The 26161-nt window shown below is 55.7% G+C and carries 23 protein-coding genes; 14 read left to right on the top strand and 9 right to left on the bottom strand.

Translation table 11 applies throughout. The features are described from left to right. The first annotated feature begins 16 nt into the window (after window positions 1-16). Window positions 17-940, top strand: a complete 924-nt coding sequence (pbpG, locus tag ABFI50_RS01945) for a D-alanyl-D-alanine endopeptidase (RefSeq protein ID WP_014884552.1) — start codon at window positions 17-19, stop codon at window positions 938-940. A 93-nt stretch (window positions 941-1033) separates the two neighbouring features. Here the strand turns inward: pbpG and ABFI50_RS01940 are convergent, their stop codons facing one another. Further along, on the bottom strand, window positions 1034-1588 hold the full coding sequence (locus ABFI50_RS01940; protein WP_014884551.1) for a GNAT family N-acetyltransferase: 555 nt from the start codon (window positions 1586-1588) through the stop codon (window positions 1034-1036). Window positions 1589-1700: 112 nt separating this feature from the next. Next, a complete protein-coding gene (dld, locus tag ABFI50_RS01935) occupies window positions 1701-3449 on the bottom strand; it encodes a D-lactate dehydrogenase (RefSeq protein ID WP_347485222.1) in 1749 nt (582 codons plus the stop codon). A gap of 187 nt (window positions 3450-3636) precedes the next feature. On the opposite strand from dld, the gene bglX reads away from it, so the two are divergent. The 5 genes from bglX (at window position 3637) to ABFI50_RS01910 (ending at window position 9833) form a co-directional block, all read left to right on the top strand. Then, a complete protein-coding gene (bglX, locus tag ABFI50_RS01930) occupies window positions 3637-5934 on the top strand; it encodes a beta-glucosidase BglX (protein ID WP_023337541.1) in 2298 nt (765 codons plus the stop codon). Window positions 5935-6081: 147 nt separating this feature from the next. After that, entirely contained in the window at window positions 6082-6999 is a 918-nt protein-coding gene (locus ABFI50_RS01925) for an ABC transporter substrate-binding protein (RefSeq protein ID WP_014884549.1), read from the top strand. Window positions 7000-7011: 12 nt separating this feature from the next. Further along, entirely contained in the window at window positions 7012-8169 is a 1158-nt protein-coding gene (locus tag ABFI50_RS01920) for an ABC transporter permease (protein WP_087529865.1), read from the top strand. After that, window positions 8162-9112 (top strand): ABC transporter ATP-binding protein, encoded by a 951-nt coding sequence (locus ABFI50_RS01915; protein WP_347485220.1) that lies wholly within the window; start codon window positions 8162-8164, stop codon window positions 9110-9112. Before ABFI50_RS01920 ends, ABFI50_RS01915 begins: the two co-directional genes overlap by 8 nt. Then, window positions 9096-9833, top strand: a complete 738-nt coding sequence (locus ABFI50_RS01910; RefSeq protein WP_014884546.1) for an ABC transporter permease — start codon at window positions 9096-9098, stop codon at window positions 9831-9833. Before ABFI50_RS01915 ends, ABFI50_RS01910 begins: the two co-directional genes overlap by 17 nt. Here the strand turns inward: ABFI50_RS01910 and ABFI50_RS01905 are convergent. Then, window positions 9808-9921, bottom strand: coding sequence for a protein YohO (locus ABFI50_RS01905; protein ID WP_010433613.1), 114 nt, complete (start codon window positions 9919-9921; stop codon window positions 9808-9810). The genes ABFI50_RS01910 and ABFI50_RS01905 overlap by 26 nt on opposite strands. Window positions 9922-9990: 69 nt before the next feature. Further along, complete coding sequence (gene mlrA / locus ABFI50_RS01900; protein ID WP_014884545.1) at window positions 9991-10731, bottom strand: HTH-type transcriptional regulator MlrA; 741 nt, start codon at window positions 10729-10731, stop codon at window positions 9991-9993. Between the two features lie 217 nt (window positions 10732-10948). On the opposite strand from mlrA, the gene ABFI50_RS01895 reads away from it, so the two are divergent. Genes ABFI50_RS01895 through ABFI50_RS01885 form a run of 3 tightly spaced genes read left to right on the top strand, consistent with a single transcriptional unit; the run spans window position 10949 to window position 13864 of the window. Beyond that, window positions 10949-12634 (top strand): sensor histidine kinase, encoded by a 1686-nt coding sequence (locus tag ABFI50_RS01895; protein ID WP_014884544.1) that lies wholly within the window; start codon window positions 10949-10951, stop codon window positions 12632-12634. Then, entirely contained in the window at window positions 12628-13347 is a 720-nt protein-coding gene (btsR, locus tag ABFI50_RS01890; RefSeq protein WP_014884543.1) for a two-component system response regulator BtsR, read from the top strand. The genes ABFI50_RS01895 and btsR overlap by 7 nt, the downstream gene beginning before the upstream one ends. A 46-nt stretch (window positions 13348-13393) precedes the next feature. Then, entirely contained in the window at window positions 13394-13864 is a 471-nt protein-coding gene (locus tag ABFI50_RS01885) for a DUF1456 family protein (protein ID WP_014884542.1), read from the top strand. 94 nt (window positions 13865-13958) lie between these two features. On the opposite strand, the gene metG is transcribed toward ABFI50_RS01885, so the two are convergent. Continuing rightward, entirely contained in the window at window positions 13959-15992 is a 2034-nt protein-coding gene (gene metG / locus ABFI50_RS01880) for a methionine--tRNA ligase (protein ID WP_347485218.1), read from the bottom strand. Window positions 15993-16128: 136 nt separating this feature from the next. Between metG and apbC the strand changes: the two genes are divergently transcribed. Next, entirely contained in the window at window positions 16129-17238 is a 1110-nt protein-coding gene (apbC, locus tag ABFI50_RS01875) for an iron-sulfur cluster carrier protein ApbC (RefSeq protein WP_023330911.1), read from the top strand. A gap of 95 nt (window positions 17239-17333) precedes the next feature. Here the strand turns inward: apbC and ABFI50_RS01870 are convergent, their stop codons facing one another. After that, entirely contained in the window at window positions 17334-17813 is a 480-nt protein-coding gene (locus ABFI50_RS01870; protein ID WP_032629315.1) for a GNAT family N-acetyltransferase, read from the bottom strand. Next, window positions 17764-18096 carry an RcnB family protein gene (locus ABFI50_RS01865; protein ID WP_121528063.1) on the bottom strand — a complete coding sequence of 111 codons (333 nt, stop codon included), beginning with the start codon at window positions 18094-18096 and terminating at the stop codon, window positions 17764-17766. Before ABFI50_RS01865 ends, ABFI50_RS01870 begins: the two co-directional genes overlap by 50 nt. Window positions 18097-18572: 476 nt before the next feature. Here ABFI50_RS01865 and ABFI50_RS01860 point away from each other — a divergent pair, with 476 nt between their 5' ends. The 4 genes from ABFI50_RS01860 to ABFI50_RS01845 all read left to right on the top strand — a co-directional run bounded on the left by ABFI50_RS01860 (window position 18573) and on the right by ABFI50_RS01845 (window position 22933). Further along, the gene (locus ABFI50_RS01860; protein ID WP_023330909.1) at window positions 18573-19712 is read left to right on the top strand and encodes a polysaccharide export protein; all 1140 of its coding nucleotides are present in this window, start codon (window positions 18573-18575) and stop codon (window positions 19710-19712) included. Then, window positions 19712-20161 (top strand): phosphotyrosine protein phosphatase, encoded by a 450-nt coding sequence (locus tag ABFI50_RS01855; protein ID WP_023330908.1) that lies wholly within the window; start codon window positions 19712-19714, stop codon window positions 20159-20161. The genes ABFI50_RS01860 and ABFI50_RS01855 overlap by 1 nt, the downstream gene beginning before the upstream one ends. After that, complete coding sequence (locus tag ABFI50_RS01850; protein WP_347485217.1) at window positions 20161-22341, top strand: polysaccharide biosynthesis tyrosine autokinase; 2181 nt, start codon at window positions 20161-20163, stop codon at window positions 22339-22341. Before ABFI50_RS01855 ends, ABFI50_RS01850 begins: the two co-directional genes overlap by 1 nt. Window positions 22342-22417: 76 nt before the next feature. Continuing rightward, window positions 22418-22933, top strand: a complete 516-nt coding sequence (locus ABFI50_RS01845; protein ID WP_232932748.1) for a protein disulfide oxidoreductase — start codon at window positions 22418-22420, stop codon at window positions 22931-22933. 36 nt (window positions 22934-22969) lie between these two features. On the opposite strand, the gene ABFI50_RS01840 is transcribed toward ABFI50_RS01845, so the two are convergent. Together ABFI50_RS01840 and ABFI50_RS01835 are read right to left on the bottom strand one after the other, a co-directional pair. After that, on the bottom strand, window positions 22970-24436 hold the full coding sequence (locus ABFI50_RS01840; RefSeq protein ID WP_347485216.1) for an aspartate aminotransferase family protein: 1467 nt from the start codon (window positions 24434-24436) through the stop codon (window positions 22970-22972). A gap of 18 nt (window positions 24437-24454) precedes the next feature. Then, window positions 24455-25831, bottom strand: coding sequence for a diaminobutyrate--2-oxoglutarate transaminase (locus ABFI50_RS01835; RefSeq protein WP_014884533.1), 1377 nt, complete (start codon window positions 25829-25831; stop codon window positions 24455-24457). Between the last annotated feature and the right edge of the window lie 330 nt (window positions 25832-26161).

The following is a 26161-nucleotide window of genomic DNA, read 5'->3' as shown; positions in this document are numbered from 1 at the left end:
TATCAGAAGTCTCACCATGCTGAAATTCCGAGTCTCTTTACTTAGCCTGGCGCTGTTGCTGGGGGCGTCCGCTGCTGTGCCAGCCGTCGCTAAAACGCCCGCGGTGACCACTGCTGCTGCCCAGCCGCAAATTGCATCCGGCAGCGCGATGATTGTCGACCTCAACACCAATAAGGTGATTTACGCCAGCCATCCGGACCTGGTGCGCCCGATCGCTTCAATAACCAAATTAATGACCGCGATGGTGGTGCTTGATGCCCATCTGCCGCTGGACGAAAAACTGAAAGTGGATATCAGCCACACGCCAGAGATGAAAGGGATCTACTCTCGCGTGCGCCTGAACAGCGAAATCAGCCGTAAAAACATGCTGCTGCTGGCGCTGATGTCATCCGAAAACCGTGCGGCCGCGAGCCTGGCACACCACTATCCTGGCGGTTACGACGCGTTTATTCGCGCGATGAACGCCAAAGCCAAAGCGCTGGGGATGAACAATACGCACTATGTTGAACCGACGGGTCTGTCGATTAACAACGTCTCGACGGCCCGCGATCTGACGAAACTGCTGATTGCCAGCAAGCAGTATCCGCTGATTGGCCAGCTCAGCACGACCCGTGAAGAGATGGCGACCTTTGCCAACCCGGCCTATACGCTGCCGTTCCGCAACACTAACCATCTGGTTTACCGGGATAACTGGAACATTCAGCTAACGAAAACCGGATTCACCAACGCGGCAGGACACTGTCTGGTGATGCGTACCGTGTTTAACGGTAAGCCGGTGGCGCTGGTGGTGATGGATGCCTTCGGGAAATATACTCACTTTGCGGATGCGAGCCGCCTGCGGACCTGGATTGAGACCGGGAAAGTGCAGCCTGTACCGGCCGCGGCTTTGACGTATAAAAAGCAGAAAGCGGAGCAGATGGCGACGGCGCAGAACGATTAGGTACCTCTGCGCGCTGATGCCCTCACCCCAACCCTCTCCCACAGGGAGAGGGAGAACACACTAAAAACGGTAACCCAGGTTACCGTTTTGCTTTTATTCCGGCAGCGTCCAGTCCCCGTCGTTGAGCGGGCGCTGCATAATCACCGTATCCCGCCAGTCGCCTTTCTTGTATCCCACGCTGCGCAGCTGACCGACAATCTCGAAGCCATGCTTTTTATGCAGCCGCAACGAACCGGCGTTGTTATTGCCATCTCCTACTACGGCAATCATCTGCCGCCACGGGCCTTGTTCGCAGCGTGCGATAAGCGCATCCATTAATGCCGTGCCAAAACCGCGGCCGGTGGTGCTGGCGTCCACGTAAATCGACTCTTCCAGGGTATAGCGGTAGGCGTGTCGCGGTCGGTAAGGACTGGCATAGCAGTAACCCACCACGATGCCGCGATACAGCGCGATGAGCCACGGTAAACCGTTCTCAGCCACGCTTTTCATACGCTGGCGCATTTCGTCGATAGTCGGGGGGACTTCTTCAAATGACGCGCGTCCGTGAAGCACATGCCAGGCATAAATTGCGGTGATGGCATGCACATCATCGGGAAGGGCGTCGCGCACTTCCAGTTCGGTTTCGGATAAAACGTCAACAGCCGACATGATGTGCCTGCTCCTCGTGATGGCATGCCGGAGAAACGTTTCTCCGGCGACAGACCGTTACTCTATTACGATTAACAAGTGCTAAACAATCTCTCAAATTTGGCTGTAGGAATTAATCAGACGCTTGCGTTAAGTGCTGCTCCGCGTCTGGGCTCTCTTTCCAGTATTTCTTCCGCGTTGTTTTACCAATGCCGGGGTTCATGCTGTTTGTAGGGTCATTCTCGCGATAAAACTGCTTAAGTGCGTCAGGAGCTTTATAAAGATGCCCGACGTTGTGTTCCGCAGGATATTGTGCGCCACGCTCGTGAAGAAGGGCGAGCATCTGCTCTTTCAGTTCGTGGACATCAACCCCTTTTTTGACAATGTAATCCTGATGGAAGACATAGCACATAAAATGGCCGTAATAGAGCTTATGCACCAGCTTGCTGTCGATTTCCGGCGGCAAATGCTCAAACCACTCGGTGTCGTTACGGCGCAGGGCAATATCCAGCGCCAGGATATCTTCCACCTCGTCGGAGTGTACTGCCTGGTAACGGATAGCGGCTCCCGCCGCGGCAAAACGGTGCAGGAAGGCTTTGCTGCCCTCTTCAGGGGTACAGGCGAAGAAATCCCCTTCGGCGGTTTTGAAGAAGTCGGTCAGCCAGGCCTGCGCTTCGGCAATCCCGTCACCGGCCATTTTCAGCAGCAGATGATGTTCGTACTTATCACGCCAGGTTTTCATTCGCTCCGGCAAATGCGCCGGGAAAACGTTGCCCAGTTTCTGCATAAAGCGGTCGGTGAAGTGAGGTTTGAACAGCGACACTTTCTCCAGCATCGCATCGGTACGGCCCTTCATGGTGAAGAAGAACGGCATTTTGTCGGTGCCGAGCTTGTCGATCATCAGGAACGTATCTTTGCCGTAACGCTCGGCAATGTCGTAAATGTCCCGATGCATATATTCGCCTGCCACCGGCAGGTGGGTGAATTCGCCCAAAATATGACGACGGATTTCGGTTAACACTTCAGGCTGGTTGGTGCCGATATAAAACACCTGCTGCTTTTTCTCTGCCGGGAAGGTGTCGAGACGCACCGCGAAAACGGCAAGTTTGCCCGCACAGCCGGAGGACTCAAACAGACGGTCAGGGTCGGCGTTATAGCGCGCCGGCGTATCGGCTTCAATATCGCGCACGCGGGTAATGTAGTCATGGTCGTGCGCGTGGCGGCCGTCGTGCTGCACGTCTTCGTCCTTCACGCGATCGTCGTCGAGCTTGCTGAGGATCTGCTCTGGCGTTACGCCGAGATCGATTCCCAGGTGGTTCACCAGCGTCAGCTTGCCGTCTTCATTGATACGGGCAAACAGCGACATCTCGGTGTAGGCCGGGCCGCGCTGCACCAGCGAGCCGCCGGAGTTATTGCAGATCCCACCGACGACCGAGGCGCCAATGCAGGAGGAGCCGATCACCGAATGCGGTTCGCGTCCCAGCGGCTTAAGCGCTTTTTCCAGCGAGTAAAGAGTGGTACCTGGGAAGGCGAGTACCTGCTCGCCTTTATCCAGCAGATGCAGCTTGTCGAGGCGCAGAGTGCTGATAATCACGATGTCACGATCGTAATCGTTGCCGTTCGGCGTAGAACCTTCGGTCAGGCCGGTGTTGGCCGCCTGCATTAATATAATCTTGTCGGCGGCAACGCAGGCGCTCAGCACGCGCCACAGTTCCAGCAGCGTGCCCGGAAAGACCACCGCCAGCGCCTCGCCCTGACCGGAGCGGAAACCCTTACGGTAGCGGGCGGTTTTAGCCGGGTCGGTGAGCAGGTGAGAGGAGCCAACCAGGCGCGACAGTTCGTTAATGAATGTTTTGTTATCGTCAGTTCGAACAGAAGACATCTTCCACTCCTTGTGGTGGGGCAAATTTCTCGCTGTAAAGCATAGCGCGATTAACAGTTTCGCGGTCTACTATTCATGAGAAAAATCAGAGAATAACCCTGCAAGCAAAAGAGGGTTTATGGCACACTGCGCTTTTCGCCCGGACCGGTGGCCTTCTTCCGGCGGTTAATGATGAGAGAGTAACGACATGAGATGGATATGTTCTTTAGGTGTCGCCGTCAGCCTGGCGCTGCAGCCTGCGCTGGCAGATGAGTTGTTTGGCAATCACCCGCTTACGCCTGAAGCCCGGGACGCATTTGTCACGGAACTGCTTAAAAAGATGACGGTTGATGAGAAGATCGGCCAGCTGCGTCTGATAAGCGTCGGCCCGGATAACCCGAAAGAGGCCATCCGGGAGATGATCAAAGAAAGCCAGGTGGGCGCCATCTTTAACACCGTCACCCGCCAGGATATCCGCAAAATGCAGGATCAGGTGATGGCGCTTAGCCGCCTGAAGATCCCTCTCTTCTTCGCCTATGACGTGGTACACGGCCAGCGCACCGTCTTCCCTATCAGTCTCGGCCTGGCCTCCTCCTTTAACCTCGATGCGGTGAAAACCGTCGGTCGCGTGTCGGCTTATGAAGCGGCGGATGACGGCCTGAACATGACCTGGGCCCCGATGGTCGATGTCTCGCGCGATCCGCGCTGGGGCCGCGCGTCGGAAGGCTTCGGTGAAGATACGTATTTAACCGCCACGATGGGCAAAACCATGGTGGAAGCGATGCAGGGCAAAAGCCCGGCAGACCGCTATTCGGTGATGACCAGCGTCAAACACTTCGCGGCCTATGGCGCAGTGGAGGGCGGTAAAGAGTACAACACTGTCGACATGAGCCCGCAGCGCCTGTTCAACGACTATATGCCGCCGTACAAGGCAGGGCTGGATGCAGGCAGCGGCGCGGTGATGGTGGCGCTTAACTCGCTGAACGGCACGCCGGCGACCTCCGATTCGTGGCTGCTGAAAGACGTGCTGCGTGACCAGTGGGGCTTTAAGGGCATCACCGTGTCTGACCACGGCGCGATTAAAGAGCTGATCAAACACGGCACTGCATCCGACCCGGAAGACGCCGTGCGCGTGGCGCTGAAGTCTGGCATTAACATGAGCATGAGCGATGAATACTACAGCAAATACCTGCCGGGGCTGGTGAAGAGCGGCAAGGTGACGATGGCGGAGCTGGACGATGCCACGCGCCACGTGCTGAACGTGAAATATGACATGGGGTTGTTTAACGATCCTTACAGCCACCTGGGGCCAAAGGATTCCGACCCGGCGGACACCAATGCTGAAAGCCGCCTGCACCGCAAAGAAGCGCGTGATGTGGCGCGCGAAAGCCTGGTGCTGCTGAAGAACCGCCTCGACACGCTGCCGCTGAAAAAATCCGGCACCATTGCCGTGGTGGGCCCACTGGCTGACAGCAAACGCGACGTGATGGGCAGCTGGTCTGCGGCAGGCGTCGCCGATCAGTCCGTGACCGTGCTGACCGGTATCAAGAGCGCCGTCGGTGAAAACGCCAAAGTGGTGTACGCCAAAGGGGCAAACGTCACCAATGATAAAGACATCGTCACCTTCCTCAACCAGTACGAGGAAGCGGTGAAGGTCGATCCGCGCACGCCGAAAGAGATGATCGACGAAGCGGTAAACGCGGCTAAGCAGTCGGACGTCGTTGTCGCGGTCGTGGGCGAAGCGCAGGGGATGGCGCATGAAGCTTCCAGCCGTACCGATATCACTATTCCGCAGAGTCAGCGCGATCTGATTGCCGCCCTGAAAGCCACCGGCAAGCCGCTGGTGCTGGTGCTGATGAACGGTCGTCCGCTGGCGCTGGTGAAAGAAGACCAGCAGGCAGATGCCATTCTGGAAACCTGGTTCGCCGGTACCGAAGGCGGTAACGCTATCGCCGACGTGCTGTTTGGCGATTACAACCCGTCCGGCAAGCTGCCGATGTCCTTCCCGCGCTCCGTCGGGCAGATCCCGGTTTATTACAGCCACCTGAACACCGGTCGCCCGTACAACGCCGACAAGCCGAACAAGTACACGTCACGTTACTTCGATGAAGCCAACGGCCCGCTGTATCCGTTTGGTTATGGTCTGAGCTACACCACCTTCAAGGTCTCCGAGGTGAAAATGTCGGCCCCGACCCTGAAGCGTGATGGCAAAGTGACCGCCAGCGTCGAGGTGACCAACACCGGCAAGCGCGAAGGGGCAACGGTGATTCAGATGTACGTGCAGGATGTCACTGCGTCGATGAGTCGTCCCGTGAAGCAGCTGCGTGGTTTCGAAAAGGTTGACCTGAAACCGGGTGAAACCAAAACCATCAGCTTCCCGATTGACGTGGATGCGCTGAAGTTCTGGAACCAGCAGATGAAATACGATGCGGAACCCGGCAAATTTAACGTCTTTATCGGGGTGGACTCCGCTCGCGTGAATAAAGGCGAGTTCGAACTGCTGTAACCTTTCCTGCCTTTGCATCCCCCCGTCCCGCGGGGGATGCATCTTACCTTATGCTAAAAAGGCATTTTGACGGTTAATTCTGCCGTTTTAAGCTACGCTTTTCTCTCAAGCCTCTGAAAAAGGCAGCAAAAAAATGAGGATAGCGGAATGACGATTATTAAGGGGATGTTGGGATCGGCGGCATTACTGGCGGCGCTGAGTGTGCCGTTACAGGCGGCGGAGCCGGTAAAAGTGGGTTCCAAGATCGATACCGAAGGCGCGCTGCTCGGGAATATTATTTTGCAGGTGCTGGAAAGCCACGGTCTGAAAACCGTCAATAAAGTCCAGCTCGGCACCACGCCCGTGGTGCGCGGGGCGATTACCTCCGGCGAACTGGATATCTACCCGGAATACACCGGCAACGGGGCATTCTTCTTTAAAGATGAAAACGATCCGGCATGGAAAAACGCCAAAGCCGGGTATGAGAAAGTCAAAAAACTCGACGCGGAACAGAACAAACTGGTCTGGCTGACCCCGGCTCCGGCCAACAATACCTGGACCATCGCTGTGCGCAAAGATGTGGCGGAGAAAGGTAAGCTGACCTCACTGACGGATCTTAGCCGCTACCTGAAGGAGAAGGGTGATTTTAAGCTTGCGGCGTCCGCAGAGTTTATCGAGCGTCCTGACGCGCTGCCCGCGTTCGAAAAAGCCTACGGTTTCAAACTCGACCAGGCGCAGCTGCTCTCTCTGGCGGGCGGGGATACTGCGGTGACCATCAAAGCCGCAGCGCAGCAAACCTCGGGTGTTAATGCGGCCATGGCCTACGGTACCGATGGCCCGGTGGCGGCGCTCGGCCTGCAGACCCTGACCGATCCTAAAGGCGTTCAGCCGATTTACGCCCCGACCCCGGTCGTGCGTGAGGCGGTGCTGAAAGCCCATCCGGAGATTGCCGACTGGCTCAAGCCGGTCTTCGAAAAGCTGGATGAAAAAACGCTGCAGCAGCTGAATGCCAGCATTGCCGTCGAGGGACTGGATGCCAAAAAAGTGGCCGCCGACTTCCTGAAACAACAAGGGCTTGTGAAGTAACGGGAAAGGGCTGTGCCAATAAAATGTCATAACCGCGTACTGCTGCTGTTGGCCTGCACGGCCATCGCGGCGGTCGCGTTACCGTTTGTGAATGTCGCCCCTAACCGCCTGATGTCGGGGGAGGGCAAAGCGCTCTGGCAGGTCTGGCCGTTTACGCCGGGGTGGCTGGCGGCGTCGCTGGGCGCGTGGGTGATCCTGTCGCTCTGGCAGGGACGCCCGGCGCAGTGGCTGACGCTGCTCCTCTCCGAAGGGCTGTTTGTTCTCCTGTTCTGGAGCGCCGGACTGGCGGCGACGCATATGGCGTCGGCGGAAAGTCCACTGGCGAGGACCTCTATAGGCAGCGGCCTCTGGCTCTGGCTGGCGCTCTGTTTGCTGGCCTGCAGCGATGCGATTCGTCGACTCATCTCCAGTGCCGTCTGGCGCTGGGTACTGAATGCGCAGATATGGTGTATACCCTTGTTCCTGCTGTTCAGCGGGGAGCTGAACAATCTCTCGCTGTTAAAAGAGTACGCCAACCGCCAGGAGGTATTTGATGATGCCCTGGCGCAACACCTGACGATCCTCTTCGGCACGCTCCTTCCGGCGCTTCTGCTCGGGATTTCGCTGGGCATGTGGTGTTACCGCCATCCTTCCCGCCAGGGCAGCATTTTTGCCGTGCTCAACGTCATCCAGACGATTCCTTCCGTTGCGCTGTTTGGCCTGCTGATAGCCCCGCTGGCCGGGCTGGTGAAGTCGTTTCCGGTGCTGGGCGCGGCAGGCATCGCCGGAACGGGATTAACCCCGGCGCTTATCGCGCTGGTGCTCTATGCACTGTTGCCGCTGGTGCGCGGCGTGGTCGCGGGGTTAAGCCAGGTCGCGCCGGATGTGCTGGAAAGCGCCCATGCCATGGGGATGAGCGCGCGGCAGTGTTTCTGGAAGATACAGCTCCCGCTGGCGCTACCCCTGCTGCTGCGCAGCCTGCGGGTAGTTGCCGTTCAGACCGTGGGCATGGCGGTGATCGCCGCGCTGATTGGCGCGGGTGGCTTTGGTGCGCTGGTGTTCCAGGGGCTGCTGAGCAGTGCTCTCGATTTGGTGTTGCTGGGCGTGGTGCCCACGATTGCGCTGGCGGTGGTTGTCGACGCGCTGTTTGCCTTATGGCTCGCGCTGCTCAGGAGAAGCGCCAATGATTGAATTTCATGATGTCAGTAAAACCTTTGCGGGTCGCCCGGCGGCGAGCCATCTCAACCTGAACTTTGCCGAGGGCGCGTTTTCCGTGCTGATTGGTACGTCAGGGTCGGGAAAATCCACCACGCTGAAGATGATCAACCGTCTGGTCGAGCATGACAGTGGGCTGATCCGCTTTGCCGGGGAAGAGATCCGCAGTCTGCCGGTGCTGGAGTTGCGCCGTCGGATGGGCTATGCCATTCAGTCCATCGGACTGTTTCCCCACTGGACGGTGGCGCAAAACATTGCCACTGTGCTGCAGCTGGAGAAATGGTCGCGGGCTAAAACGGCTGACCGTGTGGAGGAACTGATGTCTCTGCTGGGGTTAGAGCCTGCCTTGCGCGACCGCTATCCGCACCAGCTTTCCGGTGGGCAGCAGCAGCGCGTGGGCGTGGCGCGCGCGCTGGCGGCCAATCCGCAGGTGTTGCTGATGGACGAACCCTTTGGTGCGCTGGATCCGGTGACGCGCGGGGCGCTGCAGACGGAAATGAACCGTATTCACCGCATTCTCGGAAGGACGATTGTCCTCGTGACGCACGATATTGATGAAGCTCTGCGCCTGGCCGACCATCTGGTCCTGATGGATCACGGCGAAGTGGTGCAGCAGGGCGCGCCGCTCGCGCTGCTGACCAGCCCGAAGAACGACTTTGTGCGTGAGTTTTTTGGCCGCAGCGAGCTGGGCGTCAGGTTGCTCTCCCTGCGCACGGTCGGTGATTATATGCGTCGACAGGATACGTCGCTCGCCGGTGAACCGCTACAGGCGCAAATGACCCTGCGGGATGCTCTCTCCGCGTTTGTGGCGCGCCAGTGTGAAGTGCTACCCGTTTCGGATGCCCGGGGGGCACCGTGCGGAAGCTTACATTTTCGCGATCTGCTGGCCGGGGAGGTGACGCGTGAAGGCTCTGCGTGATCCGCTCCTCTGGCTGGTAGCGCTGTTTGTCGCCTTACTGTTTTTGATGCCTCACAGCGCGGTACTGTTCAGCGCACTTTTCCCTGGGCTGCCGCGCCCGGTGTACCAGCAGGAGAGCTTTATTAATCTCGCCGTGGCGCATCTCTGGCTGGTGGCGATCTCCAGTTCTGTCGCGATTGTGCTGGGCACAGGTGCGGGTATCGCGGTGACCCGGCCTGCCGGGCGGGAGTTTCGTCCCCTGGTGGAAACCATCGCGGCTATTGGACAGACGTTTCCGCCGGTGGCGGTGCTGGCCATTGCGGTGCCGGTCATGGGATTTGGTCAGCAGCCTGCGCTTATCGCGCTGATTTTATACGGGGTGTTGCCCATTCTGCAGGGCACGCTGGCGGGTATTGCGGCTGTCCCGGCATCGGTGTTAAGCGTGGCAGAAGGGATGGGGATGAGTCGCTGGCAGCGGCTGCGCAAGGTGGAACTGCCGCTTGCAGCACCGGTTATTATTGCCGGGATCCGCACGTCGGTGATTATTAACATCGGGACGGCGACCATTGCGTCTACGGTGGGGGCCAATACGCTGGGAACGCCGATCATTATCGGCTTAAGCGGGTTTAACACGGCTTATATTGTGCAGGGAGCGGTGCTGGTCGCGCTGGCGGCTATCGTCGTCGACCGCCTTTTTGAGCGGCTGGCGATGTACCTCAGCCGACACCGCCACGAACAATAAACGAGTACCCTGCCAGCATTACGCCGCCGATACCGCTTACGGCCATCAGGACAAAAAGGGTAATCACGGCCAGTTTGGTTGCCTTCATCATGTGCTCCTGTTGTTAACGGAACAATTATACGGTGAAGCGCAGCTGTTAATGAACCATTAAATGCCGTTATGGCTCATCCGGGCCAAGGGAATAAACCGGATACCCATTCTCACGCCATTCCGTCAGCAGCTGTTGCTGCGTGGCGGACGGCACTTCGCCACACCAGACCAGCAGAGTCTGGCCGTCGAAAAACTCAGGCTTAAGCTGCGCCAGCGAGTGCGCAAGGACATCCACGCGCCAGCCCTGTTGGGTGGCAATCCACGCTTCCAGCCACAGGCGGGTGGTGTCGTGCACGTTCCATCCGACCACCAGCGCATCTTTTCCGGCCTTGTTCTTCGCCGAGGCGAGGCAGACGGCAATGTAGTTAATCAGCACGCCGTCGAGCATGCTGAGCAGCGCCTGCAGGGTGGACTGCTGGCATTGCAGGCGTCGACGGAGCGGAATGAAAAGATGGGCGATGAGTGTCTGTGCCGGATAATCGCGGCCCTGCTCTTTGATCCATGCGCGCAGGCGCTGCACATTACCCGCCTGCAGGAGCCGCAGCAGGGTTTCCTGCTGTTCGCGCCAAAGGTGCTGCGTGTCCGGGTCGTCGTGGCTCAGCAAGGACTTCACTTTACCGACCTGCACGCCGTTGTCTATCCAGCTTTTAATTTCGCGGATCCGGTCGATATCGGCATCGTTGAACAGGCGATGTCCGCCGTCCGTTCTCTGCGGTTTAAGCAATCCATACCGTCGCTGCCACGCCCGTAGGGTAACGGGATTGATATCACAAAGGAGTGCCACTTCACCTATCGTGTAAAGCGCCATATTTGCCCCCTAGCTTACGCGTTCCCAGCTTAACTGTAGACCCACTTTGCCGAACCAGGAAGGGTTGATTGATTTTTGAACAAATAATGCGAAGGATGCGCGATGATCGGAAAAAGGTGTGATAACGGACACGATTTTGCGCTTTTTTGGGATGCTTCAAAGAAAGCAAACCTGCAACAGTGTATGTTACGCGTTTTTAGCGTGTGCGGTTTTGAGTATGTACGAGTTTAATCTGGTGCTGCTGTTGCTTCAGCAGATGTGCGTGTTTCTGGTCATCGCCTGGCTGATGAGCAAAACGCGTCTTTTTATCCCGCTGATGCAGGTCACCGTACGTCTGCCGCATAAGCTGCTCTGCTACGTCACCTTCTCTATTTTTTGCATAATGGGGACTTATTTTGGTCTTCATATCGAAGACTCTATCGCCAATACGCGCGCGATCGGCGCGGTGATGGGCGGGCTGCTGGGCGGCCCCGTCGTCGGTGGCCTTGTGGGGTTAACCGGCGGGCTGCATCGTTATTCCATGGGCGGGATGACGGCGCTCAGCTGTATGATCTCTACGATCGTGGAAGGGCTGCTTGGCGGCCTGGTACACAGCTACATGATCAAGCGTGGTCGCCCGGATAAAGTCTTTAGCCCGCTCACTGCCGGGGCGATTACCTTTGTGGCCGAAATGGCGCAGATGGCGATCATCCTGCTGATTGCCCGTCCCTTTGACGATGCGCTGCACCTGGTCAGCAGTATTGCGGCCCCGATGATGGTGACTAACACCGTCGGCGCGGCGCTGTTTATGCGCATTCTGCTTGATAAACGCGCCATGTTTGAGAAGTACACCTCGGCCTTTTCTGCCACGGCGTTGAAGGTTGCCGCCTCGACCGAAGGGATCCTTCGCCAGGGGTTCAACGAGGAGAACAGCATGAAGGTGGCGCAGGTGCTCTACAAAGAACTCGATATCGGCGCGGTCGCCATCACCGATCGCGAAAAGCTGCTGGCGTTTACTGGCACCGGGGACGATCATCACCTGCCGGGCAAACCTATCTCCTCAACCTATACGCTGCGGGCCATTGAAACCGGGGAAGTGGTGTATGCCGATGGTAACGAAGTGCCTTATCGCTGCTCGCTGCATCCGCAGTGTAAGCTGGGCTCCACGCTGGTCATTCCGCTGCGCGGTGAAAATCAGCGGGTGATGGGCACCATCAAGCTGTATGAGGCGAAAAACCGCCTGTTCAGCTCCATCAACCGCACGCTGGGGGAGGGGATCGCTCAGCTGCTGTCAGCGCAAATCCTCGCCGGGCAGTATGAACGGCAGAAAGCCCTGTTAACGCAGTCTGAGATTAAGCTCCTGCATGCGCAGGTTAATCCGCATTTCCTGTTTAATGCCCTGAATACGCTTAAAGCGGTGATCCGCCGCGACAGCGATCAGGCCGCGCAGCTGGTGCAGTTTCTGTCGACCTTTTTCCGCAAGAACCTGAAACGTCCGTCAGAGATAGTGACCCTGTCCGATGAGATTGAGCACGTGAACGCCTATCTGCAGATTGAGCAGGCGCGTTTCCAGTCTCGCCTGCAGGTGTCGCTTTCCGTCCCGGATGACCTGGCGTATCAGCATCTTCCGGCCTTTACCCTGCAGCCTATCGTGGAAAATGCCATCAAACATGGAACTTCGCAGCTGCTCGGGATCGGAGAGATCACGATTGCTGCCAGCCGTTTTAACCATCATCTGGTGCTGGATATTGAAGATAATGCCGGGCTTTATCAGCCTTCCACGTCGGGCGGGCTAGGGATGAGCCTGGTGGATAAACGTCTGCGTGCCCACTTTGGCGACGACTGCGGTATTACCGTGGCCTGTGAGCCGGACCGATTTACCCGTATTACCGTTCGACTGCCGCTGGAGGAAAACGCATGTTAAGAGTGCTGATTGTGGATGATGAGCCGCTGGCACGGGAAAACCTGCGCGTTCTGCTGCAGGAGCAGCCAGATATTGAGGTTGTGGGAGAGTGTGCGAACGCCATTGAGGCCATTGGTGCCGTGCATAAGTTGCGCCCTGACGTGCTGTTCCTCGACATTCAAATGCCGCGTATCAGCGGGCTGGAGATGGTGGGTATGCTCGACCCGGCGCATCGTCCCTACATCGTGTTTCTGACGGCCTTCGACGAGTATGCCGTTAAGGCTTTTGAGGAGCACGCGTTTGATTATTTACTCAAGCCGATTGAAGAGAAGCGGCTGGAAAAGACCCTGAACCGGTTACGCCAGGAGCGAACCGTCCAGGATGTCACGCTGCTGCCAGAGAACCAGCAGCCGCTGAAATTTATCCCGTGCACCGGGCACAGCCGAATCTATCTTTTGCAGATGGATGATGTGGCCTTCGTGAGTAGCCGACTGAGCGGCGTGTTTGTCACCAGTGCAGAGGGAAATGAAGGATTTACCGAACTGACTCTGCGCACGCTGGAGAGCCGCACGCCGCTGATCCGCTGTCATCGCCAGTATCTGGTGAACATGGCGCATCTGAAAGAGATCCGCCTGGAAGACAACGGCCAGGCCGAGCTGGTCCTGCGCGCCGGGCAGACTGTTCCCGTCAGCCGCCGCTATCTGAAAAGTTTGAAAGAGGCGATTGGCCTGTAAAGCTGGTACACTGCGCGCCATTGCATCATCGACATTCGAAGGCTCTATGCTCAGTAACGATATTCTCCGTAGCCTGCGCTACACCCTGAAAGCAAACAACAACGACATGGTGCGCATTCTTGCACTGTCCGACATGGAATCCACGTCTGCAGGTTTTGACACCTGGATGACCAAAGAGGATGAAGAGGGCTTCGTGCGCTGCCCCGACATCATTCTGTCGGGTTTCCTGAACGGTCTGATTTATGACAAGCGTGGCAAAGATGAGTCCGCCCCGGAGCTGGCGCTGGAGCGTCGCGTGAACAACAACACGGTACTGAAAAAGCTGCGTATCGCGTTCTCGCTGAAAACGGACGATATTGTGGCGATCATGACGGAGCAAAAATACCGCGTATCCGTGCCGGAAGTGACTGCCATGATGCGCGCGCCGGACCACAAAAACTACCGCGAGTGCGGCGATCAGTTTCTGCGTAATTTTCTGCGCGGGCTGACCCACCGGGTGCATCACCCTAAAGCGTAAAGACGGTATGGGGGCGGCCTGATGCCCTCACCCCGACCCTCTCCCTCAGGGAGAGGGAGAACAAAAAAGCCGGAGATAATCTCCGGCTTTTTTGTTATTTCACCTGCTGACCCGGCTTCGCGCCTTCGTCAGGGCTTAACAGGAAAATGTCTTTCCCTCCGGGGCCTGCGGCCATCACCATCCCCTCAGAGATGCCGAAGCGCATTTTACGCGGTGCCAGGTTCGCCACCATCACGGTCTGACGGCCAATCAGCACCTGTGGATCCGGGTAGGCTGAACGGATGCCGGAGAAGACGTTGCGCTTCTCGCCGCCCAGATCCAGCGTCAGGCGCAGCAGCTTGTCAGAGCCTTCCACGAATTCCGCGTTTTCAATCAGCGCTACGCGCAGGTCAACTTTGGCGAAATCGTCAAAGGTGATGGTTTCCTGAATCGGATCGTCCGCCAGCGGGCCGGTCACCGGTGCTGTAGCGGCCTTCACCTCTTCTTTAGAGGCTTCGACCAGGGCTTCAACCTGCTTCATCTCAATGCGGTTATACAGCGCTTTGAAGGTGTTCACCTTGTGGCTGAGCAGCGGCTGCTGGATAGCATCCCAGGTCAGTTCGGTGTTCAGGAAGGCTTCAGCACGCGCGGCCAGCTGCGGCAGAACCGGTTTCAGCCAGGTCATCAGCACGCGGAACATGTTCAGACCCATGGTGCAGATCGCCTGCAGGTCGGCGTCGCGGCCTTCCTGTTTGGCAACCACCCATGGCGCCTGCTCGTCTACATAGCGGTTGGCAACATCTGCCAGCGCCATGATTTCACGAATGGCTTTACCGAATTCACGGCTTTCCCACGCTTCGCCAACCGCAGCGGCGGCGTCAGTGAAGGTTTTATACAGCTCAGGATCGGCCAGCTCTGCGGAGAGCACGCCGTCAAAGCGTTTGGCGATAAAGCCTGCGTTACGGGACGCCAGGTTCACCACCTTGTTGACGATGTCCGCGTTCACGCGCTGGACGAAATCTTCCAGGTTCAGGTCAATGTCGTCGATGCGAGAGGAGAGCTTCGCCGTGTAGTAGTAGCGCAGGCTGTCCGCGTCGAAGTGGTTCAGCCAGGTGCTGGCTTTAATGAACGTCCCGCGAGATTTAGACATCTTCGCGCCGTTAACCGTCACGTAGCCGTGCACGAACAGGTTGTTCGGCTTGCGGAAGTTGCTGCCTTCCAGCATTGCCGGCCAGAACAGACTGTGGAAGTAAACGATGTCTTTACCGATGAAGTGATACAACTCGGCAGTGGAATCTTTCTTCCAGTATTCGTCGAAGCTGACGGTGTCGCCACGCTTGTCGCACAGGTTCTTGAAGGAGCCCATGTAGCCGATGGGTGCGTCCAGCCAGACGTAGAAGTATTTGCCCGGTGCGTTCGGGATTTCGAAGCCGAAGTACGGCGCATCGCGGGAGATATCCCACTGTTGCAGACCGGATTCGAACCACTCCTGCATCTTGTTCGCCACCTGCTCCTGCAGCGCGCCGCTGCGGGTCCACGCCTGCAGCATTTCGCTGAAGGATGGCAGGTCAAAGAAGAAGTGCTCGGAATCACGCATCACAGGCGTAGCGCCGGACACCACGGATTTCGGCTCGATAAGCTCAGTCGGGCTGTAAGTTGCGCCACACACTTCGCAGTTATCGCCGTACTGATCCGGTGATTTGCATTTCGGGCAGGTGCCTTTGACGAAACGGTCCGGCAGGAACATGCCTTTTTCCGGATCGTACAGCTGAGAGATGGTGCGGTTTTTGATAAAACCGTTCTCTTTCAGACGCGTGTAGATCAGCTCCGACAGCTCACGGTTCTCGTCGCTGTGGGTGGAGTGATAGTTGTCATAGCTGATGTCAAAGCCAGCAAAATCGGTCTGATGCTCCTGACTCATTTCGGCAATCATCTGTTCCGGGGAGATACCCAGCTGCTGCGCTTTTAGCATGATCGGCGTGCCGTGAGCATCGTCTGCACAGATGAAGTTTACCTCGTGGCCGCGCATTCGCTGGTAACGGACCCAGACATCAGCCTGGATATGCTCCAGCATGTGGCCGAGGTGGATTGAGCCGTTGGCGTACGGCAGGGCGCACGTTACCAGAATTTTTTTCGCGACTTGAGTCATAGTAGGCATTACTTCTTTTAACTGTGAAAAGGGTTTTCGATATTACCAAAAGGGGCATTATTAAGTAAGCACAAACCGCGGCCTTTCAGGTAAACTTGTTGTCTAAGGTCTTATTCACAAGAACAAAGGAGTCGGGATGAGTTCTCAATCCCAGGCCAAATCACCGGAAGCCTTACGAGCAATGGTCGCCGGGACGCTGGCTAACTTTCAGCATCCAACCCTGAAACATAATCTCACGACGCTGAAAGCGTTACACCACGTTGCGTGGCTGGACGATACGCTGCACATTGAGCTGCAGATGCCCTTCGTCTGGAGCACCGCCTTTGATGCGCTGAAAGAGCAGACCAGCTCTGAGCTGCTGCGCATTACCGGAGCGAAAGCGATCGACTGGAAGCTGAGCCACAGCATCGCCACGCTGAAGCGTGTGAAGAATCAGCCTGGCGTGAACGGTGTGAAAAACATCATCGCCGTGAGCTCAGGTAAAGGCGGGGTGGGCAAATCGTCTACCGCAGTAAACCTGGCGCTTGCGCTGGCGGCGGAAGGGGCGAAGGTGGGTATTCTCGATGCCGATATCTATGGTCCGTCCATTCCAAACATGCTGGGTGCGGAAAACCAGCGTCCAACCTCGCCGGACGGTACGCATATGGCGCCGATCGTGGCGCATGGGCTGGCGACCAACTCAATCGGTTACCTGGTGACTGACGATAACGCCATGGTCTGGCGCGGCCCGATGGCCAGCAAAGCGCTGATGCAGATGCTGCAGGAAACCATGTGGCCGGATCTCGATTATCTGGTGCTGGATATGCCGCCGGGTACCGGTGATATCCAGCTGACGCTGGCGCAGAACATTCCGGTAACGGGCGCTGTGGTGGTGACCACACCGCAGGACATCGCGCTGATCGACGCCAAAAAAGGCATCGTCATGTTCGAAAAAGTGGAGGTGCCGGTACTTGGTATCGTCGAGAACATGAGCATGCACATCTGCAGCAACTGTGGGCACCACGAGCCAATCTTTGGTACCGGTGGCGCAGAAAAGCTGGCCGAACAGTATCATACCCAACTGCTGGGTCAGATGCCGCTGCATATCACCCTGCGCGAAGATCTGGACAGTGGAAAACCGACGGTTGTTAGCCGTCCGGACAGCGAATTTGCGGATATGTATCGTCAGCTGGCGGGGCGCGTTGCGGCGCAGCTTTACTGGCAGGGCGAAGTCATTCCGAGCGAAATCGCGTTCCGCGCGGTGTAACTCCTCTGCACTTTAATGCCGGGTGGCGCTTCGCTTACCCGGCCTACAAATGGCACCATCACGTAGGTCGGGTAAGGCGAAGCCGCCACCCGACGTTAACTCAGCCGATAATGCATCAGATAGTACTCTCCGTCCGGAGAATCACCCGTTGCCTCAATGTGCCAACCATGTCGCTGGTAAAACGCAATAGCCCGCCTGTTCTTCACCAGACACTTCAGTGCACCCGTGCTGGTAAACGTTTTCTGTACGTGCTCAAGTAACAGATGTCCGACACCCAGGCTCTGATACTGCGGATCAACAAACAGGTTGTGCAGAAAATTATCGTTGGTCCAGACGGAAGCAAACCCCAGGCGATGGCCGTCCTGCTCCGCAACCCAGATGGCTTCGTCCCGGGTAGCTGCGTCGAAATCTTCCAGATGCCAGCCAGAGTCATCAAGCCAGGGCCAGGCATCGCGTCGGGCGTGGAGATAGAGCGTGCGCAGGAAAGGTCGATCGCTCTCCTGCCACGGACGGATGACGATCGTATCAGCGATGATAGAAGATATCCCCATTATAGGCTTTGTAGATTTTGCCATCTGCATCGCCAATCAGGACGTAGTTTTCGCCCATGTAGGTCCAGTGGGTCCCTGCATCCGGTGCCGGCAGGTTACGCAACTGATACTGTTTGATGGTGTATTCGGGCGTTTGATACTGCGCCGGTGCGGTATCGCCGATTTTGAACTTAGTGAAATCAGCGATGAACTCTTGTTCCTCATAGGCTTTGATGCCTGATGGCGCAGCGGTGGTTTGCGGGGCAGAAAATGCGGATCCCGCCAGAGACAGTAATACACCCAGAAGCAGCAATTTACGCTTAGCCATTTTTTCTCCAGTGATATCGTTACAGATGTTTTGTCTGCGGGCGCGCGTATGAAGCAAGGCAGACAGTCCATTTTAAGGATCAACGCAAGCCGTGTATGAAAAAAATGTAACAAAAATGGACAGTTTTGTGTAGTCGAACCGTGTGGGTCTTATTTGTGTGGTCGATATTTACCATTACTAGTATTTGTTATTTTTATTAATCTATTCTGAAAATAACTTTTAGCATCAAAATTGCGCGGTTAAGCGAATGCTTTACTGAGGAATACCCTTTAGTATCGCCTTCGGATGAAGTGATATTACTTTTGATTTTATTAGACGATTGTGCATCGGCTCAGTTTTTTAAAGCGAACGTATTCGTTTTTTAGAATTTCATGGTAATGCCATTAAAATAATAACTAATTATATTTCATGGTGTTAGTTGCATTCTTTTTGCAGATGTAACGCCTGGCGCAACGATAAATCAACATTTTATATAAATGAAAAACACAACTGCATTCCCACTATTATTTCTTTTTCTTAGCCAGTTAACAGGGTGTGTATTTTCACCGGGTCAGCACTTAAGTCTGTCTGGAAAAAAAGTTACGCCGAGTGAAGAAATTAATCATCAACTGGATAAACGTGTAGAAATTTTTCCAGTGACCCCTGGGTTGATTGAAAAACTGCGTCCGCCCGTGTCGAAATCTCAGGCGAATCCTAATCTGGATGAGCAGCTCAAAAACTGGGAATACCGTATTGGCACAGGCGACATCCTGACGGTCACCGTCTGGGATCACCCTGAATTAACGACGCCTGCCGGGCAGTATCGTAGCGCGAGCGATGCGGGCAACTGGGTCAACGCCGACGGTACGCTTTTTTACCCCTATGTCGGTAAGCTGCACGTAGCGGGCAAAACAGTTTCACAGATACGTGAAGAGATTACCGCGCGACTGGATAAGGTCATTGAGAGCCCTCAGGTGGATGTCAGCATTGCCTCCTTCCGTTCGCAAAAAGCCTATATCACTGGTGAGGTAGAGAAATCGGGCCAGCAGCCCATTACCAATATTCCACTGACGGTGATGGATGCAGTCAACGCTGCTGGTGGGCTATCTGCGGATGCCGACTGGCGGAATGTGGTACTCACGCATAATGGTCAGGACTCACGTCTTTCCCTCTATGCTCTGATGCAGCACGGCGATTTAACGCAAAACAAGCTGCTTTATCCAGGCGATATCTTGTTTGTTCCCCGAAACGACGCGCTGAAAGTGTTCGTGATGGGGGAGGTGGTTAAACAGAGCACCCTTAAAATGGATCGTAGCGGCATGACGCTGGCCGAAGCGCTGGGAAATGCTGGCGGCTTGAACCAGAACATGGCCGATGCCACCGGCATTTTTGTTATTCGACAGGTAGCGAAAAAAGGCGACGCGGACAAAATTGCCAACATCTATCAACTGAATGCAGAAGATGCGTCAGCCATGGTACTAAGCACGGAGTTTCAGCTGGAGCCGTATGACATTGTCTATGTGACCACCGCACCGCTTTCACGCTGGAATCGCGTCATTACCCAACTGGTGCCGACTATCACAGGTGTTCACGATCTGACCGAAACCGTCCGCTATATCAGATCGTGGCCGCAATAATGTTCAATTCAATCTTAGTGGTTTGCACAGGCAATATTTGCCGTTCGCCAATGGGTGAACGGCTGTTGCGCCAGCAGTTACCCGGCAGGCAGGTGACCTCGGCAGGTATTTTCGGTCTCGAAGGATGCCCGGCGGATGCCGCTGCGCAGGCCGTGGCCTGGCGTCATGGTATTTCGCTGGAGGGGCATGTTGCCCGCAAGGTGACGCGTAGCCTGTTACAAAAATCCGATTTGATTCTGGTGATGGAGCCGAAACACCTTCGTTTTATCGCCACTATGGCCCCGGAGAACCGGGGAAAATCGCTGTTATTTGGACAATGGCTGGAAACCAAGGACATTCCCGACCCGTATCACAAAAGTCGTGAAGCCTTCGAATATGTTTTCAACCAATTGGGAAAAGCCAGTCAGGAATGGGCTCGTCGTTTGAGTCAACAAGGAATGAAGCAGTAATGTCGTCTTCTAAATCAGACAAATTTGGTGCCGCGACACCGCAGAATAATGAAATCGATCTCATTCAGTTGCTTGCTGAGATGTTTGATCACCGGATCATGATTGCGTGTATCACTCTCCTGTTCACGGTATGTGCGGGGATTTATGCATTTAGCGCCACGCCAGTTTATCAGGCTGATGCCCTGGTGCAGGTCGAGGCGAAGCAGGATAACTCGCTACTTAAAAGCTTAAGCCAGTTCGGGTCCGATCTCTCCCCTGATGTCGCCCCAGAACTTCTACTCCTTAAATCACGGATGATTCTGGGAGAGACCGTTGATCAACTCGGGCTAACATACCACGTTAAGCGGCGCGTACTCCCTGTTATCGGTCCTGTGTGGGAACAGATTCGGGGACGAAAATCTGATGAAATAACGATTGGCGCACTGACTATTCCGCTTCTGGAAGGTGAGCCACAAACGCTTTTACTCACCGCACAGGACCAGGGGCGATTTCATCTTGAGGGTAAGACGCTGGCTGTAGACGGCGTTGTGGGAAAAGCGCTGGTTAAAGATGGGGTATCTCTGCTGGTGACATCCCTCGATGCGGTTCCGGGTACCCAATTTATCCTCAAAACCGTCACGAAACTTGAAGCGATCAACGCCATTCAAAAGAGGCTTACGGTTGCTGAATCGGCGAAACAGAGCGGTATGATCGCGTTAACCATAGCGGGTGAAGACCCCAGTAAGATCGCCAGAGTGCTTAATACAATCGCTGAAAATTATCTCAGTCAGAATATCGCGCGTCAGGAAGCTCAAGATACCCGGAGCCTGACGTTTTTACAGACTCAATTACCGAAGATCAGTCGGGAGCTGGATGAAGCTGAAGCTCGCCTCAATGCCTACAGAGAGAAACGTGATTCTGTCGACTTGTCTCTGGAGGCAAAGTCGGTTCTTGATCAGGTTGTTAATGTGGAAAACCAGCTTAACGAGCTGACATTCCGTGAAGCAGAGGTTTCTCAGCTTTTCAAGAAGGATCACCCCACTTACCGCGCGTTACGGGAAAAGAAACAAACGCTCGAGCAGGAGCGTACGCGCCTCAACAAACGCGTTTCAGCCATGCCCTCCACGCAGCAGGAAATATTACGCCTGAGTCGTGACGTGGAATCCGGGCGTACCATCTACCTGCAGCTTCTGACGCGGCAGCAGGAGCTGAATATCTCCCGCTCCAGCGCGATTGGAAACGTGCGGATCATTGACCCGGCCGTGACGCAGCCCATTCCGATTAAACCGCGTAAAGCGCTTATTATTGTGCTGGGCATGCTGATGGGGTTAATGCTCTCGACCGGAACGGTTTTCGTGCGTTCGGCCTTTAAGCGGGGCATTACGTCATCTGAGCAACTTGAAATGCAGGGAATACCGCTTCTGGCGACGCTCCCGCGTTCAGTCTGGCTCTGGAAAAAGACGCATCTGCGCAGGCGAAACCTGTTTGCTTCCCACTGGAAACACAGAACATCAAACGTACCTTTCCTGCCTGTTGACCGGCCGACCGATATGTTTATCGAAGCGGTGCGCGGGCTCCGTACCAGTCTGCATTTTACGATGATGGATGCAACAAACCGGATCGTAGTGGTGTCAGGTCCTACGCAGGACTGCGGAAAGACCCTGGTCAGTACCTCACTGGCGTCGATTGCGGCTCAGGCGGGACAGCGAGTCTTGTTTATTGATGCGGATATGCGCAAGGGGTATGTCCACAATATTTTCAAACTGAACAATCATCTTGGATTGTCCAGCGTGCTCGGAGGAAACGTAGAATGGCAGGACGCGGTTCAACGCTTTGAGAAAGGCGGTTTTGATGTCCTGACCTGCGGACCCCGGCCTTCACATCCCGTTGATTTGCTCATGAGTGAACGCTTCCAGTCGGTAATGTCACGGATCGACACACTTTATGACATCGTCATTATCGACACCCCACCCGTACTTGCCGTGACGGATGCATTGCTGATCACCAGAGCCGCGGCCACCACGCTACTGGTTGCCCGTTTTGGAAAAACCAGCGGTAAAGAGGTCGAGCACTCACTGAAGCGTCTGCGGCAAACGGGCGTGCAGGTGAATGGCGCTATCCTCAACGATATCGTGAAATCCGCTGCGCTCTATTACAACTCGGGCTATAGCCACTACGACTATGGCTACACCCAGGAATAAGCGTGGCGCGACACTTCTTTACAGCACCGCGCCGAACAGCCCGTTAAGATGACCTCCGTTACAACGAGAGGTCATAATGGATAACCGTAAATTGAGTCGACTGCGCCGTTGGGCGCGGGAAGGGATCATTTTCTTTTTGCTCGCGCTGGCCGTGATGTGGGGCGTGGATCAATACCGCAAGCCCACACTCCCCGCCAGTTTTAGTGCCACCCCAATGCAAAGCATTGACGGAAAGCGCCACGATATCGAAGCACTCAGCCAGGAGCGGCCACTGCTGATCTACGTCTGGGCAACGTGGTGTAGCATCTGCCGTTATACGACACCGGCGGTGGATAAGCTGGCAGAAGAGGGCGGTAACGTCATCAGTATTGCCATGCGTTCCGGTGATGATGCGAAGCTGGCTCGCTGGGTCGAGAAGAAAAGCCTGAGTATGCCGGTGATTAACGATCCAAACGGTGCGGTGTCACAACAGTGGCAGGTGAGCGTAACGCCGACGCTGGTGATTGTATCGAAGGGGAATGTGGTCAGTACCACAACGGGCTGGACGAGCTACTGGGGATTAAAAATCAGGATGTGGTGGGCAGGTCTGTAAAAATAACCCCTCTCCCGGTGGAAGAGGGGTTTTGTATTACTTAGCCAGAACTTCCTGCGCGGTGTGCTCAACCAAAGACAGCAGGGTTTTAATATCCTCCAGCGTCACGGTTGGGTTCAGCAGCGTCAGCTTCAGGCAGGTAACGCCGTTATGCTCGGTCACACCGACGTTCGCACGACCAGACTCCAGCAGTGCATCACCAATTTTCTGGTTCAGCAGGGCGATACCCGCATCGTCCATCTGCACCTGGCCACGGAAGCGGAACAGCACGCTTGCCAGCTGTGGCTGCATAACCAGTTCCAGAGCAGGCTGCTCTTTCACGTAGGCGGCAACCTGCTGCGCCAGCGTCACGCCGTGATCGATGATCGCGGCGTATTGCTCCTGACCCAGTGCTTCCAGGCTCATCCACAGCTTCAGCGCGTCGAAACGGCGGGTCGTCTGCAGAGATTTGGACACCAGATTTGGCACGCCCGCCTCTTCGTCGAACTCAGAGTTCAGGTAGGCAGCCTGATAGCGCATCAGTTCATAGTGACGTGCTTCTTTCAGCAGGAACGCGCCGCAGCTGATGGTTTGGAAGAACTGCTTGTGGAAGTCCAGCGTGACGGAATCCACCAGCTCAATACCGTCCAGGTAATGACGATACTGCTCAGACATCAGCAGCGCGCCGCCCCAGGCTGCATCAACGTGTACCCAGATGTTCTGCTTCGCCGCCAGTTCAGCAATCGCACGCAGCGGGTCGATAGCACCGGCATCGGTGGTACCGGCTGTCGCGACGATCGCCAGAATCTGCTCGCCGTTCGCTTTGCACTGCGCAATTTTCGCCGCCAGATCGGACAGATCCATACGGGAGAATTCATCCGTTTTCACCTGCACCACGGACTGGTAGCCCAGACCCATCAGCGCCATGTTTTTCTGCACGGAGAAGTGCGCGTTTTCGGAGCACAGTACGCGGATCTTACGCAGATCGCCCACCAGACCGTCTTGCTGAACGGAGTGACCCTGACGCGCGAAGAACGCATCACGGGCCAGCATCAGACCCATCAGGTTGCTCTGAGTACCGCCGCTGGTGAAAACACCTGCGTCGCCAGCCTGATAACCCACGCGGGTACGCAGCCATTCGATCAGTTTGATCTCAATGATGGTTGCGGACGGGCTTTGATCCCAGGAGTCCATACTCTGGTTAGTGGCGTTAATCAGCACTTCTGCCGCCTGGCTTACGACCAGACTTGGGCAGTGCAGGTGCGCCACACACTGTGGGTGATGAACGGACAAGCTGTCTTTCAGGAAGAACTCCACGGCGCGTTCAATCGCCGCTTCGTTGCCCAGCCCTTTCGGGTTGAAATCCAGCTTAATACGGTCGCGCAGTTCCGCGACCGTTTTGCCCTGGTACATCTCAGGCTGTTTCAGCCACTGCATCACAGCCTGAGTGCTTTGTTCAATCGCCTGCTGATAAGCGTCAATACTCTGCGCAGAGGAGAACAAAATTGGGTTTGAATCTGACATCGTAATCAACTACTCCGGTTACGCCGGGCGAACGCCCGCAGCAAGCAGTGCCTGCTCGAATTTATCCAGGAAGATTTTCAGCTCTTCATCGCTGATCAGCAGAGAAGGCAGCAGACGCAGAACGATACCATTGCGACCACCACGTTCCAGAATCAGACCGGCTTCGAAGCATTTCTTCTGAATCAGTGCAGACAGCTCGCCGTCGCCCGGGAAGCAACCCATGTGGTCAGCCGCTTCGTGTGGCTTAACGATCTCAATACCGATCATCATGCCCAGACCGCGAACGTGGCCGATGACCGGATAACGTTTCGCCATCTCTTTCAGCTGGCCTTTCAGCCATTCGCCCTGTGCAGCCACTTTGCCTGCGATGTTCTGGTCTTTCAGGATTTTCAGCGTCGTCAGACCGGTTGCCATCGCCAGCTGGTTGCCGCGGAAGGTGCCGGTGTGGTGACCCGGTGCCCATGCGTCGAACTGCTTTTTGATACCGAGCACGGCCAGCGGCAGACCGCCGCCAACGGCTTTAGACATCACGATAATGTCTGGCTCAATGCCCGCGTGTTCGAAGGCGAAGAATTTACCGGTACGGGCAAAGCCTGCCTGAACTTCGTCGAGGATCAGCAGAATGCCATGTTCCTGCGTCACTTTACGGATGCGCTGCAGCCACTCAGCCGGAGCCGGGTTCACGCCGCCTTCACCCTGAACGGCTTCGAGGATCACCGCTGCAGGTTTACGCACGCCGCTTTCAACGTCGTTAATCAGGTTGTCGAAGTAGTAGGTCAGCGCTTTAACACCCGCTTCACCACCGATACCCAGTGGGCAGCGGTATTCGTGCGGGTAAGGCATGAACTGCACTTCTGGCATCATACCGTCAACCGCTTCTTTCGGAGACAGGTTACCCGTCACGGACAGTGCGCCGTGGGTCATCCCGTGGTAACCACCTGAGAAGCTGATGATACCGCTACGACCGGTCACTTTTTTCGCCAGCTTCAGCGCCGCTTCAACGGCGTCAGCACCGGATGGACCGGTGAACTGCAGGCAGTACTCTTTGCCCTGACCCGGCAGAAGAGAGAGCAGGTATTCAGAAAACGCGTCTTTCAGAGGCGTCGTCAGATCCAGTGTATGTAACGGCAAGCCGCTGGTAATGACATTTTGGATGCTTTTCAGCACATCAGGATGGTTATGTCCAAGCGCAAGGGTCCCTGCACCTGCTAAACAGTCAAGGTATTCTTTATTATCTGCATCGGTGATCCACACGCCTTCTGCTTTAGTGATCGCTAAAGGCAGTTTGCGCGGATAACTCCTGACGTTAGATTCAAACTCGGCCTGACGGGCCAGATAGGTTTCGTTGCTTTTGTGGGCATCTACAGTGTCAATACGGACTTTATCCGTCATCATATCACTCCTACAACCGCCGCTTCGTTATGAGCCACGATTGAATAAAAAGTTAAAAAACAGATGGGGCCTGAAAAAAACGCCGCCAATATAGAGCCTTTTGCCACGGGGCTCAATGGTTAATTTGTTTACTGTTTTGTGACATGGGTTACAGGGGCGGGTTTATCCCCGTTTAAGGAGAGGAAATTACACTTTATGGTAAATAAAAACAGCCTGTTACGTACTTTACGCCCTGATTGTAAAATCATAAAAAAGAGTGTGGCAAATTGTGCGATTCGCTTGATGAAAAGGAGGTAAGCCGCCTCCTTTGCACGCTTATTTCTGCGACCTGTG

The sequence above is a fragment of the Enterobacter sp. HNDS-6 genome (assembly GCF_039850505.1).
GTDB classification, from domain to species: Bacteria; Pseudomonadota; Gammaproteobacteria; order Enterobacterales; family Enterobacteriaceae; genus Enterobacter; species Enterobacter kobei.
Note: the sequence above shows the minus strand (reverse complement) of the source record. Positions and strands in the feature narration are given on the sequence as shown.